Below are 17606 nucleotides of genomic sequence, written 5' to 3' on the forward strand. Positions count from 1 at the left end.
TATGTCAATTTTGGAAGTTGAAAATTTGAAGAAATCATTTGGCTCGCTTGAAGTCCTCAAACAAATCAGTTTCGATGTGAATAAAAATGATGTCATCGCAGTAATTGGACCATCAGGTTCCGGGAAAAGTACTATGCTTAGAAGCCTTGTCCAATTAGAAGAAATCGACGGTGGTAGCATTTCGGTTAATGGGGAATATATGGTGAAAGGCGGAGCTTATTCAAAACCACAGCAAGTAAAGCAGATTATCTCCAAGATGGGGATGGTTTTTCAGCACTTTAATCTGTTTCCTCATTTAACGGTCCGCGAGAATCTTGAACTTGCCCCGAAGTTGCTGAAGCAAGGCACAGTTGCAGAAAATCGTGCGCTCAGCATGGAGTTATTGGAGAAGGTTGGACTCTCTGATAAGGCTGACGTATTGCCTGCAAAGCTTTCGGGTGGTCAAAAACAACGTGTTGCCATTGCGCGCGCCTTAATGCGGAAGCCTGATATATTGCTGTTTGACGAACCGACTTCCGCACTCGATCCCGAATTGACCGGGGAAGTACTTCGTGTAATGAAAGATTTGGCCAAAGAACACATGACGATGATTGTCGTAACCCACGAAATGGAATTTGCCAAGGACGTCGCTTCTAAAGTGATTTTTATGGATAATGGAGAAATCATCGAGTCCGGAAATCCACGAGATGTCTTAACGACGCCTAAAATGGAAAGAACAAAAACATTCCTACATCGAACATTGTCGAGATGATAACTCTACGTTCCTGTTTCTTTTCGACAACCCTGTGAAATTGTCTCTAATAAGTGGAAAATATGGTACACTACGAAGAGAAATCAGGTGTTGGAAGGGATGTTTTTCATGAGTCAGATTATGGAATCAGGCAAGCCATTTAAGAAACGGAATTATAAGCCAGCGATTATTATTCTATCTATAGTATTAATAGGGATCATCGGTTTATTATCAGGGAAAAGGGGAGCAGAAGAATTTGATGCATTCGACGTGACCATTCTTCCGATGTTGAATGCCATTTTTAATAGTTTCACGTTCATTTTCCTAGTGGCTGCGCTTATTGCAATTAAAAAAAGAAATATAAATGTGCATCGTAAATTCATCTATGCCGCATTTTTCACGACATCATTATTTCTCGTGACATATGTGTCCTATCATTATCTAGCTGCATCTACTCCATACGGCGGGGAAGGTATACTAGCGGGGATTTATTATTTTGTCCTCATTACGCACATCGTTTTAGCGGCTGCCATCGTTCCCCTCGCCTTAACCAGCGTGGCGAGAGCTTGGAACAGGGAGCATGACCGCCATCGTAAAATTGTAAGATGGACAATGCCAATCTGGTTATATGTCAGCTTTACAGGCGTGCTAGTCTACATCTTAATATCACCTTATTATTAAGAAAACATCTGTCACCTGTAAATAACGGGTTCGGTACACGGGGAAAAATTAAATGACATAGCATTAGGGGACACAATTCGCTTATGAATTGCTGTCCCTGTTTTTGTTGTTCTATCAATGTGCTAAAATATGTAATAAGTAGATAAATACTTAATAAACGGAGCCTAATTGCAGAAAACTAAACCAAGGGGGATGGTTTAATTCATGAAATTAGATACGGTTAAAATGATGAAATCTTTAAACGAAGAAGATGTATACGTTTTCATGAGAAACGTCTTACTTCGACTAGACTTTTTAGATACTACTGAATACACGGAGGAGCAATTCATAACAGATATACGGAATTTGAAAAAAGGATATTGGAAGATATATGAACACCGAACCAATCCACTAAGAGAATACGAGGAGAAGCAAATTGATAAAGTTCATATAGTCTTTGATCTTTCAAGTTATGGGACGTTGAAAACAGCGCTACTGGATGTTCTTGCTGTAGAGAACGAAAAGCTTATTACTTTTTCCGATACATTTTCAATAGGTCCTATTTGGCGCTTGCATACAGAAGAAGGCGTGAAAAATCGAAAAGATTGGTTGTTCTATAATTTAAATGTAGATGAAGAGTATGTGGATGATTATAATGAGAAGTTTGCTAAGGTTTGGGCGCAAATCGATGCCATTCCAGATGAAATGCCAATCACTATTTGGTACGGGGATAATGGACATGAACAAACGGGTTTGAGGTTGGCTCTTTACTTATTAAAGGAAAAGCCGAATCCCATCATGGTTATCAATACCACCAAAGAATATGAAAATATATTTAAAAGAATAGAGGGCTATCCGTTTCAAACAGCAGAAATAACACAGGAAAAATTAGCGGCCATCTATCAAGAGACTGCAGTTAAATTATTGACAGCTGAACAAAGAAAAGGGTTAGAGGATGAATGGCTCGCTTTATCTGAGAGTGCTAAAAAGCTTCGAATCTGGAAAAATGATCTCATCCACTCTGTGTCAGAGGACTATTTTGATGACTTAATCATTCAATCATTGGAATATCTTCACGGAGAACTTGGAAGTAATGATTTTATCAAATCTGCAAGATTAATTGGAGAGGTCATCGGTCGCTCCTTACAAGTTGTAGGAGATGGATATATAGAACATAGGGTTAGAGCGCTTATCGTAAATGGCGTCTTTGAAATTAAAGGCGTTCCCAAAGCAATGAGGTTCTACGAAGTTAAGTTTCGTGACCCTAACAAATGATTGAATCGTACACTTAGTTGATTGGAGTGGAAGACGGCCGACTCCTGCGGGATTTAGCGCGAATGATGAGACCCCGCAGAAGCGAAGCGCCGAGGAGGCTCATCCGCGCCCCGCGGAAAGCGTGCCGTCTGGAGCGCAAATCAACGTGTTATACACTGTACCGTTATTGAGCGCAATTGTAGTGTGAGTAATACGCAAATTCTAAAAAAAATCGCGCAAGTAAAAACGCACAGACGAACTGTGCGTTTTTGCTCTTTCTACTATTAATTGTTGTTTAAATTAACGGTCGATCCGGATAATCTGAGCGGTGATCACGATTCAAATATTCTCCATCAACGAGGACAAGAATCTTGCCTTCATTGAAGTAATCGTTATAACGATTTGCTTCTTCTTCCGGAATTCCCATCCCAATCAATGCGCCTGCAAGTCCACCGACGCCTGCTCCGGCCGCTGCACCTGTAATACCTGCCACAATCGGACCAGCTGCAATAATAGGACCGACGCCGGGAATTGCAAGCGCACCGAGCCCAGCAAGCACACCTCCGAGCCCTCCAAGCACTCCGCCCGTGGCCGCCCCTGTAGCTGCGCCATCCGCTGCATGCGTTCCAGTCTGCTCTTCAATATTCTCTACATGATCCTTATCCTTGCTAATAATTGAAATGTCCGTAGAGCTATAACCTTGCCTTTTCAACTCTTCAATTGCTGCAACTGCTTCTGACTCTGTATCATAAGTTCCTACTACATGTCTTTGTACCATTTCCAAAACGCCTCCTGTGTAAAAGTAGTGTTCTAGCGAATCCTATTCTAGAAAATACCCTTCGCTTCTATTTTGAAACATAAAAAAATGATCGATAGATTAAAGATAGCAACTAAGGGGTATTTTTATAAAACGAAAGACTTAGGAGGGGCAGCGTATGGATTATCTCATTAATGGTATGAAACTTGTCGTTGGACTGATGGCATTCATGATCGTCATTCGACTTTTAGGTAAGAAGCATTTAGCGGAGATGACTCCATACGACATCATTTACTTGATCATGTTTGGAGGCATTTTGGAAGAAAGTCTTTATGATAATAAAATCTCTATATGGATGTTTCTGTTTTCTCTTGCTGTATGGGCTCTTGCCATTTACGTAATAGAAAAACTGGTAGCCCGATACAATCCATTGCGTATATTGCTAAAGGGGGAACCCGACCAATTGATTGAAGACGGAAAGCTCAATCTTAAAGCGTTTAAGAAAAATCAACTGGAAATGGAACAAGTACGAACGATGCTTAGACAACAAGGGATTTTTTCGCTTAGAGAAGTTCGGGACATGTATATTGAACCCGGCGGACAAATATCCATTAATTCCTTTGCCAAGTATAAGCATGTGACAGCTGAACACTTGCAGCTCAACATTGAAGAGGAGGAGCCGAGTGTCTTACTAATCGATGAAGGGGCTATTAAAGATGAAGTGTTGAATGCGATCGGTAAATCCGAACAATGGCTCTTACAAGGAATTGCAGATGAAGGGTATGAAAATGTAAGGGACCTGCTGTATTGCGAATGGTCGAAAACTGAAGGTTTTTTCATCCGAAGCTATGCAGAAAGTATAGAATCGAAAAGTCGTAAACCAAGCTAACAAAAGGAAGCTCGTTTTTTTGTAGAGAGAAGTGTTATACTGAATACCGGAAAAACAATGATTCGAAATTCCGAGGTGTTCTCATGAAACATATTGCAGGTGGCCTCCAATGGGCGGTCTTTTTAATCGCATCTTCAATTGCAGCACCTATTGCCATTGCACATGTCTTTGGAATGGATTCGGTGGAAACTGCGCTTTTTATTCAACGAACGATGTTTGTGCTTGGTGTTGCTTGTCTAGTTCAAGCATTTGTAGGGCATCGAATGCCGATCAATGAGGGTCCTGCGGGGCTTTGGTGGGGAATATTCGTCGTCTATGCGGGTATGGTCGGCATCATGTATCCATCAAGTGGCGCTGCGTTACAAGCGTTGCAAAGTGGCATGATTGCCAGTGGTATCCTTTTTATTCTACTCGCTGTAACGGGTTTAATCTCAAAGATGAAGGTTCTTTTCACGCCTGCTGTAACATTTACGTATCTTATGTTGCTCATTTTGCAGTTGAGCGGAACGTTTCTTAAAGGCATGGTAGGTGTGGAAGGGCCGAGCGATCCAATAGATGGCCTTTTATTCTTAGGAAGTCTAGTTGTTGTCCTTATTACGTTCATAACGATGAATCATAAAACTCCTTGGGTAACAAGATACTCGGTGTTGTTATCGATTGGAATTGGTTGGGTTCTATTCCTACTCATCGGAAAGGCTGAATTTGTTCAACCGAAGCTGGATCGATGGATTCAATTGCCGGAACTTCTTGTGTACGGAAAGCCTGTTTGGGATAGCGGTATGTTCATTACTGCTGGCTTTATCACGCTTTTGCTAATCGCAAATATGATGGCTTCTATTCGGGTGATGGAGAGTTTGATGAAGCAATCGTTTTCGATCACCCCGCCTGACCGCATGAAGCAAGGATCAATTGCATCGGGCATCAACCATTTGTTTGCAGGCTTATTTTCTGCAATCGGCCCTGTGCCGATTTCAGGTGCAGCTGGGTTTGTTGGCGCAACAAGGATGGCGTCGCTTAAACCGTTCATCGTGGGAAGCGTCATTGTCATCATCATTACGATATTCCCTTCCATCATGTCGGTTTTTGCAGCATTGCCAGCCCCGGTTGCGTACGCTGTCACATTTGCGATTTTCACGAAAATGGTGGAGATGGCTTTTCGTGAATTGTCAGCGGAACCGAAGCAAGAAAGGGCTTATAAAGTGGCGGCGTTCGGACTTATGATCGGCGTCGGCATTATGTTCATCCCGCAGGAAAGCATGTCCGACTTGCCCAACGCGGTAGCAGCCGTCTTATCCAATGGTTTGATAACGGGAACGGTCATCGCTATTTTAATTGAACAGTTCTTATTATGGAAAGAGCGGCGAAAAGCTGAATAAAACAATAAAAGGCTGTCCATCGCTCAACTAAAGCGAGGGTCAGCTTTTTATTTTGTTTAGATTATTTTCATTTTCTCAATAGAAGTACCTAACTTCATTAACTGCTCATACGCATCATCAATCGTGTCCGCATGGATGACAAAGTTGTTCTCATGTGGATGCTTTGTCGTTGAATATTCATACCGGGGATCATAATAGTTTTCAAGCAGCAATTTAACTGCAGTTTCAAAGTGGCCATCTTCCAGGCTTTGTTCTATTTCTTTAGCAATCGGGACATGAATGCGGCGTTTGATTAACGTAAATGCTTCGATAAACTTATCACGAGACTCCCATGGATTATAATCGGCTAAAATGTTTTTTACACGTTCCTCCGTTGGGAGATGGATGAAAACATGAATTCCGTTTTCTTTTTTATCAAATAGGAAAGAAGGAAGCAGCACTTTGCCGATCCGTTTGCTTTCACCTTCAATATAGACGAAAGGTGCTTTTTTCACTTTATCCAATTCGTGAATAAGTAGTGAGTCAAACTTTTTTTGGTTATTCGGCTCAAGTCCGATTTGACCAAAAATGGAACCTCTATGTCCGGCGAGTTGTTCTAAATCGATGACAGGATGCCCAACATCCGCAAGCCGTTTCAATAATGCGGTCTTGCCGGATCCGGTATACCCATTCAATACAATCAGTTCAGGAGGGAATACTTCCTTTTCCAATTCCTTTACAACCCATTGGCGATACGTTCGAATTCCACCGCTAAGTCGGTTCGCGTGAATCCCCATTAAATCCAGGACGGTTGCAGCAGTCTTGCTTCGCATGCCGCCACGCCAACAAAAGACGGTCATTGAGGTGTCAATCGTCTTAAATTCCCGGATGAAAGCGGGAAGTTTCGCAGCAAAAATATCCAATCCCCGCTCATTCGCCGCTTCTTTACTAACTTGCTTATAAAGCGTACCGATTTCTGCCCGTTCTTCATCCGTGAATACTGGAATGTTAATGCTTCCAGGGATGCTTGCCTCCTTGTATTCGGAGGGTGACCTTACGTCAATGATTGTATGAGGTTCTTTTTCTTGCAATGAAAACAGGTCTTGTAAACTAATATCTCGAAACATTCTTCTTCACCTTCTATTAGGGTCATTCAACATGGATCATACCAGGGTGTTTGTCAGTTACTTCCCCGATGATGGAAGCATTGACGCCGTTCTCTTTCATCTCAGCTACTAGTTGGTCAACATGCTCAGCAGATACCGATAGGAGGAGACCACCTGAAGTTACCGCATCGCATAGAATGTAACGGTCCGTTTGATCGAGTCTTTCGGAGTACGTAACTGCGTCAGCAACATGATTATAGTTGCTCTTCGTTCCGCCTGGAATCCTTCCTGCTTCAGCAAGCTCCTTCGTACGTGGAAGAATCGGCACATGATCCGCAAAAATCCGGATGCCAGTTTTGCTAGCCTTTGCCATTTCGGTCGCGTGACCTAGAAGACCGAACCCGGTCACGTCAGTTGCTGCATGGATGTAGAATGGTGCCATCACTTCCGCAGCCGTTTTATTCAATGTCGTCATGACTGCAGTCACTTGTTTGATTTCATCAGTCGAAAGAGCGCCATTTTTTAAAGACGTCGTGTAGATTCCGATACCGATCGGCTTCGTCAACACTAATTTGTCGCCTGCCTTGGCGCCCGCATTCGTACGGACCTTATCAGGATGGACGGTGCCTGTCACCGCTAGTCCGAATTTAGGCTCCTGATCATCGATTGAATGGCCGCCGACAAGCGTGACACCTGCTTCTTTCAATTTGTCTCCTGCGCCGCGCAGAATATCTGAAAGGATGCTTTTGTCTAAATTTGAAATCGGGAACGCAACGATGTTAAGTGCAGTTATCGGCTTACCGCCCATCGCGTATACGTCACTAATCGCATTTGTCGCTGCAATTTGACCGAAATCATAAGGATCATCGACAATTGGTGTGAAAAAATCGAGCGTTTGCACGATCGCGATATCTTCTGTCAATTTATAAACGCCGGCATCGTCACTCGTGTCAAGGCCGACGAGAAGGTTTGGATCGAATGCAGCAGGGGGGAGGGATTGAAGCACTTGTGATAAATCCGCAGGCCCAATTTTACACCCGCAGCCTCCTTTTGTAGTAAGTGATGTTAATTTAACAGAGTTTGATGTTTCCATCGGTTTGACCGCCTTTCAGGATGTAATATAAAAACAGTGTAGCACAATCGAAACGAACGTATAGTGCAAGGAGTTTCAAAAAACATCCATTCCAACATTTTCAACCCTTAGAAAGGGAATCGAGGGAATAATCATGGTACAGTGTACAGTGATAATGAGATAAATTGAGGAGGTCATGTAGATGAATACTTTTTCAATGATTATTGACGGAAAAAATGTCGGGGAAGGTCTTCCTTTAATTGACGTCATCAACCCGGCGACAGGTATTACGGTCGCTACGGTACCTGACGGAGGTGCGAAGGAAGCTGGCATGGCAGTAGATGCGGCCTACACTGCATTTCAAAAATGGTCAAAGCTATCCGCTTATGAACGCAGCACTTTCTTGATGAAATGGCATGATCTGATTGACTTGCATGTAGAGGAACTTGCAAAAACGATGACTGAAGAACAAGGGAAACCTTTGGCTGAAGCACGCGGAGAAATCAATTATGCGAATGGATTCATTTCTTGGTATGCGGAAGAAGCAAAACGGATTTACGGAGAAACGATTCCGGCAAGCAATTCTAGTAAAAGAATTTTCATCCACAAACAACCGGTCGGTGTGACGGCCGTCATTACGCCATGGAATTTTCCGGCTGCCATGATCACTCGAAAAGTAGGACCGGCGCTTGCAGCGGGTTGTACTGTCGTCATCAAGCCTGCCGAACAAACACCCATCACCGCTATTAAGTTAGCTCAATTAGCTTTAGAGGCTGGTATTCCTGAAGGGGTGATAAATGTTGTCACAGGAGATGCCAGTGCAATTGGGGAAACTTGGCTTCAAGATACGCGTGTTCGAAAACTGACGTTTACAGGATCGACTGAAGTCGGCAAGTTATTGATGAGAGGAGCGGCTGAAACCGTCAAAAAAATCTCATTGGAGCTAGGCGGGCATGCACCGGCAATCGTGATGGACGATTGTGATATCGATAAGGCTGTTGAAGGCGTCGTTGCAGCGAAATTTAGAAACGCCGGCCAGACATGTGTATGCGCAAATCGGATTTACGTCCATGAATCTATTGTAGACGCTTTTTCTGAAAGATTGGTTGATCGGGTAAAAGGATTGAAAATGGGGAATGGATTGGATGAAAAAGTAACAATCGGCCCTCTCATTGATGAAAAGGCTGTCAATAAAGTTCAAGCTCATGTCGATGACGCGGTGAAAAAGGGTGCGAAGCTCTTGGCGGGCGGAAAACCACAAACTGGATTGTTTTATGAACCGACCGTTTTAGTAAACGTGATTGATGAAATGGTTTGCATGCAGGAAGAAACGTTCGGTCCTGTCACACCAATTACAACTTTCAAGACGGAAGAAGAAGTATTGGAACGAGCCAATGATTCAATTTACGGATTAGCTGCGTACGTATTCACGGAAAACTTATCAAGAGGAATCCGGATGAGCGAAAAGCTGGAGTACGGCATTGTAGGAGTGAATGACGGCCTGCCATCGACACCGCAAGCCCCATTTGGTGGTTTCAAACAAAGTGGTCTTGGCAGGGAAGGCGGACATTATGGGCTGGATGAATATATCGAAGTGAAGTATATTTCGGTAGGTCTATAATTCGCTTGGATAATTGAAGTTTTGAATAAGAAGACTGTAGGCGGTCGCATTAGCGATTGTTTACAGTCTTTTTCTATGATGTCTTACATAAATGGAAGATATAAGTAGTGCTATTATTAATGAAAAAATGAATTATTGTTATAGAATCTATTTATCTACCTCCATTAAAATGGTAGACTGAAAACGACAACTTAGAATAAGGGGGAATACGTTTGGTTTTCAAAAAAACTGCCATGGTCTTTCTGGCTATAATGATGTCGTTCGCGGCTGTGTTCACGGTTACTCCAGAGCATTCGGAGGTACAAGCAGCAAGTTCCTATCACTCAATGGAAAAAAGTCTGAATGCGATTATGGGCGATGCTACTATGAAATCTATTAATAGTAGTGTTACAGTCCGGAAAGCCTCTACAGGGGAGATTGTTTACCAATCCAATGCAGATAAGAAAGTAACACCCGCTTCAACTTTAAAATTACTCACTTCTGCTGCAGCGCTCGAAACGTTAGGAGAAGAATATCGATTCCATACGGATTTGCTTACAGATGGCTCCATTTCCAAGGGTGTATTGAATGGAAACATTTATTTGCGCGGGCAAGGAGATCCGACACTGATGAAAAAGGATTTGGATCAATTTGCTGTAACCCTAGCTAAATTGGGCGTTAAGCAAATAACAGGCGATCTGATCGGGGACGATACATGGTTCGACTCTGTCCGGTTATCACCAAGCATCGATAAAAGTGATGAAACACATTATTATGCCGCTCAAATAGCAGGTCTCACATTATCACCGAATACAGATTACGACGCAGGAACTGTAATTGTAGATGCAAAACCAACAAAAAATGGTTACAAATCAAAAGTGACTTTGACGCCAGATACAGGAATTGTCACGATTGTCAATAAATCGAAAACAGTACCAAAAGGTCAAAAAAACACATTATCGATCAAACGGCAGTATGGCACAAACAATATTATTGTTACCGGAAATGTTCCTGTAGGGAGCACGGGAAAAAGAGAATGGGTAACCGTCTCAAACCCTACAGCCTATACACTAGATGTATTTAAAAAGTCGCTTTCTGCAAAAGGGATAACATTCAAGGCATCCTCAAAAACAGCACGAAGACAAGCCCCGACTCATGCGACAATCATTACGTCAAAACAATCGATGCCATTGAAAAGCTTAATGAGACCGTTCATGAAACTAAGCAATAATACGCATGCTGAAATTTTAGCGAAGACGATGGGGAAACAAGTATATGGACAAGGCAGTTGGAGCGCGGGGTTGCGCGTTATGCGTGAATACGCGCAATCTATCGGTTTAGATCCAACCGAATGGGTTTTTGAAGATGCGTCCGGCATGTCACATAAAAACAAAGTGACATCGGAACAATTGACAGAATTGCTCTATCTCGTTCGACAAGCACCGTGGTATGGTAGTTTCGTCCAAGGTCTCCCGGTTGCCGGGATGAATGATCGATTCGTCGGAGGCACTTTAAAAAACAGATTAAAAGGCGCAGCTGTTAAAGGAAAGGTCATTGCGAAGACGGGGAGCTTAAACCATGTGAATTCATTGGCGGGTTATGTAGAAACAAAAAATGGCGAAACGCTCATTTTTACTGTATTGACACAAGGCCAGGCAAAAAGTACAACCCCCACGATTGATCGGATTGCAACAATACTTGCAAACTCTTAAAAAAATTCGCAAACGGTATGATGCATTCCGTTTGCGAATTTTTTGCTTTAAATAAGCAGTTCAAATAAAGTGCTATCCTTATTCACTTCCGTAAAAGGAAAGCCGTTCTGTTCCATTCGCTGCAACAGACCTGGATAATCCTCTTTTCGCTTCAATTCAATACCGACAAGCCCCGGTCCATTTTCTTTATTATGCTTCTTCGTATATTCAAAAGTTGTAATATCATCATCCGGTCCTAAAACTGAATCCAGTAACTGGCGCAATGCCCCTGCGCGTTGTGGGAAATTAATGATGAAATAATAGAGTAGCCCCTCATATAATAGCGACTTCTCTTTTATTTCCTGCATCCGGCCAATGTCATTATTCCCTCCGCTAATAACACAAACAACAGATTTTCCTTTAATTTGATCCCTGTAGAAATCCAGCGCTGCAATCGGAAGGGCACCAGCCGGTTCCGCAATGATTGCATGTTCATTATAGAGATTCAAAATGGCAGTGCATACTTTGCCTTCTGGGACACCAATAATATCGTCAACATACTTCTTACAAATTTCGAACGTACTATTCCCGACACACTTTACAGCTGCACCATCGACAAACTTGTCGATTGTCTCAAGTGTCGTAACGGCACCTTTATCGATGGAAGCCTTCATACTGCTTGCACCCTCCGGTTCCACGCCGACCATTTTTGTCATAGGGGACAGGTTCTTAATATATGTGCTAAGCCCCGACATCAGACCGCCGCCGCCGATGCTTGCAAAAACGAAATCAATCGGTTCTTCAATATCATTCATCACTTCCACGGCTACCGTCCCTTGACCTGCGATAATATCCTTATCATCAAATGGATGGATGAAAATCCGGTTTTCCACTTCAGCACAATTGATCGCATGCGCTGAAGAATCATCGAATGTATCGCCAACCAAAATGATTTCCACAAAGTCTCTCCCGAACATTTCCACTTGATTGACCTTCTGTTTCGGTGTTGTCTGTGGCATAAAGATTTTACCGCTGATCTTTAATTGGGCGCATGCATAAGCGACACCTTGTGCGTGGTTGCCCGCACTTGCACAGACAATGCCGTTTTCCCGGGCTTCAATTTCAATCCTTTTGATTTTATAAAATGCTCCGCGTAATTTGAAGGATCGTACATGTTGTAAATCCTCACGCTTAATATAGACGGTGCAATCATACTTCTCTGATAGCCGTTGGTTTTTTTGCAGAGGTGTATGGGCTACGACATCCTTAAGCAATTGATTGGCGATGAGGATATCCTCCACCTGTACCGTATTTGTTTCACTCTTTAGCATTTTTGTCATACGCTCTTTCCCCTCCGTCATTGAATGAAGATTTTATTATAATAACATGAAAACTTAGAGAAGGACATAAGATTGTTCATAATTGCTCATTAATTTTAATAAATTATTCAAGGCTTAAAATTCAATTAATAATGAAAGCGTTTTCTTTATAAGAATATAAAATCCCGTGTATCTGTTTAGGAGTTGAGGGTGAAGGGGATTTTATAATAGTGATGGCATATAAAAAAGGAGATGGTTACATGCAAAGATGGGATAGCAGGCCGGATAAACCGGACGGAGGTCAATGGGCGGCTTTAGGAGTAGCATTCCTCATCATACTCATTGTGATCTTCATGAATCTTTTATAGTATGTCAGGGAGCTTCTTCCGCTGCGGAGGAAGCTTCTATACATTTGTCACTCTCCTATCCTTCCATTATAATGAATAGAAAGATAGTTTAGAAAAAAGGGGTGGAGAATGTGAAGGAAGCACTTGAACAAACTAGTTTCGTATTGGATGCAGACGCTATGCAAATAGCGGATATGATCAGGAAGAAAGAAATGTCTGTGTCAGAGATTACTTCCATATACATCAACCAAATAAAAAAGAAAAATCCGACTGTCAACTTTCTGACGGAAGACCGATTTGCTAAAGCCCTGGAAGAAGCCGAGTTAGCGGATCGAGCATTAGCGAACGGGGAAGCGGATGGTGCATTATTCGGAGTCCCAATAAGCATGAAAGAATCATTTGACGTTGCTGGTATGGAAACGACCGGAGGACTACTCCGAAGAAAAGGGCTGGTTCAAGAGCATGATGCAGATGTCGTAGCGAAGCTGAAAGCCGAGGGAGCCATCATACTTGGTAAAACAAATACACCGGAATTATGCTTTTGCCAAGAAACGGACAATAAATTGTATGGTAGAACGAATAATCCACGGGACTTGAGACGGACTGTAGGTGGTTCCAGCGGCGGGGAAGGGGCCGCAATCGCGCTAGGTGGAGCTGCTGTTGGTTTAGGGTCGGATATCGGCGGTTCTATCCGTTTTCCGAGCCACTTCAATGGTGTTATCGGCTTTAAATCGGGAAATGGGCAGGTGTCCCAAACTGGCAGTTTTCCGCCTGTGGAGGATGAACTTCAGGAACGAATGCTCGGCATCGGGCCAATCGCCAAATCAGTAAGAGACGCTAAAATGGTATATAGCCTTATCGCAAATCAAAAAATGGCGGAACAAAACCTGGATGAGTATACGATTAATGTCTTCAGGACGACGAAATATCCGATTTCAAATGAAACAACAATGCTTTTGAATCAAGTGTATCTATCCTTGAAAAATGACTTCACTACCGAGCGGGAACCTGTTCCTCTTTTAGACGATTCATCCATACTTTGGCAGGAAATCATGTCGATCGATGGCGGAGAATCTACGAAAAAGACGGCATTCGGTCATGAAACTGGCAATCCGCATTTAGCATATATTAAAGAAAAAACTACTGGGAAGTCAGAAATTCATCGTTACTTATCTTGGGCCTTAATCGGCGCTTCTTTATTCAAACCGTCTGCAAAACGAACAGATGAGATTAAAGGGCTATTGGAAAAAGGAGATGCCTTGTTAGACGATTATCTAGAAAAAAGATTGATGATTTTACCGGTTTACCATACAGGAGCTCCATTGCATGGAGGTGTGTATAAGGAGATTTTTTCAATAAGGAAGACATTCCTTCAATATATGCCTTATACCGCTTACGCAAACACATGGGGACTACCAGCGTTAACTGTACCGGTAGGAATCGATGCGGACGGAATGCCCATTGCCTTCCAAATCATCGGAAAGAATGGAAATGAAGATGCAATTTTTGCGCTTGGTTCCTATATCGAAAAGAAATTCGGTGGGTATTCAAGAGCCGAATGACAGGGAAGTGTCCAACTAGCTTGGACACTTTTATTTATTTTATAGAATACCAGAAAATCATTATGAATTCATATGAATATAGTGTATGATGTAGACGGTTAGAACTATCCTGGTTTTATTTTTAGGTAATAGGAAGGAAGAGTAATATGAATAGAAAACGCAGTCTTACTTTCCAGTTAGGAACAATCATCGTCGGTATTCTTGTCGCCATGCTTGTCATCACATCAGTAGCCAACTATAAAACGGCATACGACAAACTATACGACGCAGCAGGAATTGAAGCTTATGGATGTGCCAATATAACGACAGGCCTCATTCGTCTGGATGACGTAGATAAAGCCATTGCCGGAGATGTTGCAACAAGTGAAAAGATCGGCAAAGAATTGAATTGGACCGTGCAACATAAAGATATCTTTGAAACGCAATACATAGTTGACTTGGACGGCAAGCTGCTTGCAATGGATGATAATTTGGCTGCAAAAGGTTTTCAGCCAGGAGATCAAATTCCTTTAGACTCAGAAGCGATTGCGATGCTCGTCGAGATGAATCATTCCACATATTCGGACCCAATTGAATTTGGCGGAATGAAACGTTTATCCGGCTATGCACCGATATACAAAGATCATGATTCGTCAAAAGAAATCATCGCTATCAGTGTCATCGATTTTGATGCAAGCATCGTTGCTGACCGAACTTGGGAAGTTGTAAGGGACGGTATTTTCATTAGCTTGATTCCGATGTTGATCGCAGCGTTTGTTACAATATTGCTTCTGCGCAGAAAAACGAATCCGATTTCAAAATTGATTGCACAAGCAAAAGAAATAGCAGAAGGCAACTTGGATGTGAAACCTGTAAAGGTTAGTCAAAAAGATGAAGTTGGCGATCTGGCAGAAACATTGAATTTAATGACTGTTAATCTAAGAGAAATGATTGGAACCATGAAGGGAACATCCCATCAGCTCATGTTAAATTCAACAACTACAGCGACTACCCTGGGGGATATGAATAACGCCATTGAAATGGTTGCTGAAAGTATGAGTGACGTTGCGTTAAGTGTATCCGGTGGAACGAGCCATGCAGAACATGCATCTTCTCTACTAGGATCCCTTGCGGATGACTTGCAAAGTTCGAAAGTGAAAGCAGATGAAGTGGCGATAAATTCGGACATGACAATGAAGGCTGCACAAGAAGGACAACAGTTTGCGAACAACATTAGCAGGGACATGGATCAGATCCGCCATTCATCTGCGGACGTAAGCAATCGAATTGAAGCCTTGATGGAAGCAACAAGTCAAATCCAAACGATTACAAACTCCATATCCGGCATAGCTGCTCAAACAAACCTGTTGGCGCTTAATGCATCGATTGAAGCTGCTAGGGCAGGAGAACACGGAAAAGGCTTTGCGGTTGTAGCTGAAGAAGTCAGGAAATTAGCCGAACAATCCAATGAGGAAGTGCAGGAAGTTGAAAAGATTGTTCTCAACATTACTGAAACAATTGGTAAAGTGGCCATTTCAGCGTACGAGAGTACTAAGGTCGTCGAAACGGGCAGTCAAACAGCGCAATTGACGGCAGAATCTTTAAGCAATATAGCGGAAGCTGTTTCAAAAACAGTTAGTGAAATCAATCAAATCTCCACTTTGATGAGCGGAGAAGCTGAGAAATCTGTATCCGTCGTTGAACTTATCCATGACCTGACGCAAGCGATCCAGGAAATCGAAGGGAAAACAAATGATATTTTAGCTGCGACCGAACAAACAAACGCTTCTATCAATGAAGTTGCAAATAGCTCATTAGAAACGAACAAGATGGCGGAAAAACTTGAACGAGTTGTCGATAAATTTAAATTATAAAAAATTATGTTATGAACTATGGTAATTTATTCATCAATTTTGTTGTTTAATATATGTTGAATAGTGAATCCTGTGATATAATGCATGATGAAAATAATACTTTTTCTCAAGGAGTAATCGAAATGATCTTAAAAGACTTCTTTATTGGCCTATCTCAAAATCAGCTTTTGAATAGCGCAGCGAAAAAATACGGTTTGAAACTAGGTGCTCAAAATGTCGTGGCGGGAACAAACATTGCCGAGACAATTGAAAGCATCAAAGAATTAAACAAACATGGCATTTCCTGTACTGTCGACAATTTGGGCGAATTCGTATTTGAAAAGGAAGAAGCGACTGCTGCCAAAAATCAAATTCTAGCAGTGATCCAAGCCATCCATGAGAATGGCGTAGATGCACACATCTCTTTAAAGCCTTCTCAATTAGGCCTTGATATCGATTATGAATTTTGCAAAGAAAACATTAAGGAGATCGTTTCAGCAGCACATGAATACGGCATCTTCGTGAATTTTGACATGGAGGACAATGCACGTCTCCAACCATCATTCAACTTGCTGGATGAGCTTTCTGAGAACTACGATAATATTGGGACAGTTATTCAAGCATACTTTTTCCGTGCGGAAGAAGACTTGCATCAACATAAAAATTATCGTCTTCGAATTGTTAAAGGGGCGTACAAAGAATCTCCAGAAGTTGCCTATCAGGACAAGCAGGAGATTGACAAAAATTACATCAAATTAATCGAATGGCATTTATTGAACGGCAAATTCACGTCAATTGCAACACATGACCATAACGTCATCAATCATGTAAAACAATTCGTGAAAGAAAATAATATTCCAAACGAAAAATTCGAATTCCAAATGCTTTACGGTTTTAGGAAAGAAATGCAATTGGATTTGGCGAAGGAAGGGTACAACTTCTGTACATACGTTCCATTCGGTCAAGATTGGTATGGCTATTTCATGCGCAGACTTGCTGAAAGACCGCAAAATATGAACCTTGTTGTGAAACAAGTATTCACGAAACAAACAAATACGATGATTGGTTTAGCAGCGGGTGCATTCTTGCTCGGCCGTTTAACTAAAAAGAAATAAGTATCCAGTCATGGAGCTGTCCGGAAAGTCAGTACAAACTGATTTTCCGAACAGCTTTTTCTTTTTACTCTTAATGTCCCGTGCGAAGGAAAATAAGGCTCCCACGGTCAATTAAACGGCGCTTAATGTCCCGTGCGAAGGAAAATAATGCTCCGCCGGTCAATTAAACGGCTCTTAATGTCCCGGGCGACAGAAAATAAAGCTCCCACGGTCAATTAAACAGCTCTTAATGTCCCGTTCGAAGGAAAATAATGCTCCGCCGGTCAATTAAACGGCGCTTAATGTCCCGTGCGAAGGAAAATAATGCTCCGCCGGTC

14 protein-coding genes are annotated in these 17606 nt (G+C 42.2%); 10 read left to right on the forward strand and 4 right to left on the reverse strand.

The window, feature by feature from the left end; all coding sequences use genetic code 11:
* Position 1: 1 nt before the first annotated feature.
* From SLU01_RS04475 to SLU01_RS04485, 3 genes are all read left to right on the forward strand, one after another.
* Positions 2 to 751, forward strand: a complete 750-nt coding sequence (locus SLU01_RS04475; RefSeq protein ID WP_147055777.1) for an amino acid ABC transporter ATP-binding protein — start codon at positions 2 to 4, stop codon at positions 749 to 751.
* A gap of 108 nt (positions 752 to 859) precedes the next feature.
* The gene (locus tag SLU01_RS04480; RefSeq protein ID WP_147055779.1) at positions 860 to 1411 is read left to right on the forward strand and encodes a DUF420 domain-containing protein; all 552 of its coding nucleotides are present in this window, start codon (positions 860 to 862) and stop codon (positions 1409 to 1411) included.
* A 204-nt stretch (positions 1412 to 1615) separates the two neighbouring features.
* Positions 1616 to 2665, forward strand: coding sequence for a DUF1835 domain-containing protein (locus SLU01_RS04485; protein WP_147055781.1), 1050 nt, complete (start codon positions 1616 to 1618; stop codon positions 2663 to 2665).
* 274 nt (positions 2666 to 2939) lie between these two features.
* On the opposite strand, the gene SLU01_RS04495 is transcribed toward SLU01_RS04485, so the two are convergent.
* The gene (locus SLU01_RS04495; RefSeq protein ID WP_147055783.1) at positions 2940 to 3422 is read right to left on the reverse strand and encodes a general stress protein; all 483 of its coding nucleotides are present in this window, start codon (positions 3420 to 3422) and stop codon (positions 2940 to 2942) included.
* Positions 3423 to 3579: 157 nt separating this feature from the next.
* Between SLU01_RS04495 and SLU01_RS04500 the strand changes: the two genes are divergently transcribed.
* Positions 3580 to 4290, forward strand: a complete 711-nt coding sequence (locus SLU01_RS04500; RefSeq protein ID WP_147055785.1) for a DUF421 domain-containing protein — start codon at positions 3580 to 3582, stop codon at positions 4288 to 4290.
* Between the two features lie 83 nt (positions 4291 to 4373).
* Positions 4374 to 5666: a purine/pyrimidine permease gene (locus SLU01_RS04505; protein ID WP_147055787.1), complete on the forward strand. Its 1293-nt coding sequence runs from the start codon at positions 4374 to 4376 to the stop codon at positions 5664 to 5666.
* A gap of 56 nt (positions 5667 to 5722) precedes the next feature.
* Here SLU01_RS04505 and mnmH read toward each other — a convergent pair whose 3' ends face one another.
* Complete coding sequence (gene mnmH / locus SLU01_RS04510; protein WP_147055789.1) at positions 5723 to 6772, reverse strand: tRNA 2-selenouridine(34) synthase MnmH; 1050 nt, start codon at positions 6770 to 6772, stop codon at positions 5723 to 5725.
* A gap of 22 nt (positions 6773 to 6794) precedes the next feature.
* Complete coding sequence (selD, locus tag SLU01_RS04515) at positions 6795 to 7844, reverse strand: selenide, water dikinase SelD (RefSeq protein WP_147055791.1); 1050 nt, start codon at positions 7842 to 7844, stop codon at positions 6795 to 6797.
* Between the two features lie 181 nt (positions 7845 to 8025).
* Here selD and SLU01_RS04520 point away from each other — a divergent pair, with 181 nt between their 5' ends.
* Together SLU01_RS04520 and dacB are read left to right on the forward strand one after the other, a co-directional pair.
* Positions 8026 to 9444, forward strand: a complete 1419-nt coding sequence (locus tag SLU01_RS04520; protein ID WP_147055792.1) for an NAD-dependent succinate-semialdehyde dehydrogenase — start codon at positions 8026 to 8028, stop codon at positions 9442 to 9444.
* Positions 9445 to 9656: 212 nt separating this feature from the next.
* A complete protein-coding gene (dacB, locus tag SLU01_RS04525; RefSeq protein ID WP_246110871.1) occupies positions 9657 to 11135 on the forward strand; it encodes a D-alanyl-D-alanine carboxypeptidase/D-alanyl-D-alanine endopeptidase in 1479 nt (492 codons plus the stop codon).
* Between the two features lie 47 nt (positions 11136 to 11182).
* Here dacB and ilvA read toward each other — a convergent pair whose 3' ends face one another.
* Positions 11183 to 12445 (reverse strand): threonine ammonia-lyase IlvA, encoded by a 1263-nt coding sequence (gene ilvA / locus SLU01_RS04530; RefSeq protein ID WP_147055807.1) that lies wholly within the window; start codon positions 12443 to 12445, stop codon positions 11183 to 11185.
* Positions 12446 to 12911: 466 nt separating this feature from the next.
* Here ilvA and SLU01_RS04535 point away from each other — a divergent pair, with 466 nt between their 5' ends.
* The 3 genes from SLU01_RS04535 (at position 12912) to SLU01_RS04545 (ending at position 17289) form a co-directional block, all read left to right on the forward strand.
* The gene (locus SLU01_RS04535; protein ID WP_246110872.1) at positions 12912 to 14342 is read left to right on the forward strand and encodes an amidase; all 1431 of its coding nucleotides are present in this window, start codon (positions 12912 to 12914) and stop codon (positions 14340 to 14342) included.
* Positions 14343 to 14488: 146 nt separating this feature from the next.
* Positions 14489 to 16195, forward strand: coding sequence for a methyl-accepting chemotaxis protein (locus tag SLU01_RS04540; protein ID WP_147055794.1), 1707 nt, complete (start codon positions 14489 to 14491; stop codon positions 16193 to 16195).
* A gap of 122 nt (positions 16196 to 16317) precedes the next feature.
* A complete protein-coding gene (locus SLU01_RS04545; RefSeq protein ID WP_147055796.1) occupies positions 16318 to 17289 on the forward strand; it encodes a proline dehydrogenase family protein in 972 nt (323 codons plus the stop codon).
* The last annotated feature ends 317 nt before the right edge of the window (positions 17290 to 17606 follow it).

It is taken from the genome of Sporosarcina luteola (genome assembly GCF_007991495.1).
GTDB classification, from domain to species: Bacteria; Bacillota; Bacilli; order Bacillales_A; family Planococcaceae; genus Sporosarcina; species Sporosarcina luteola.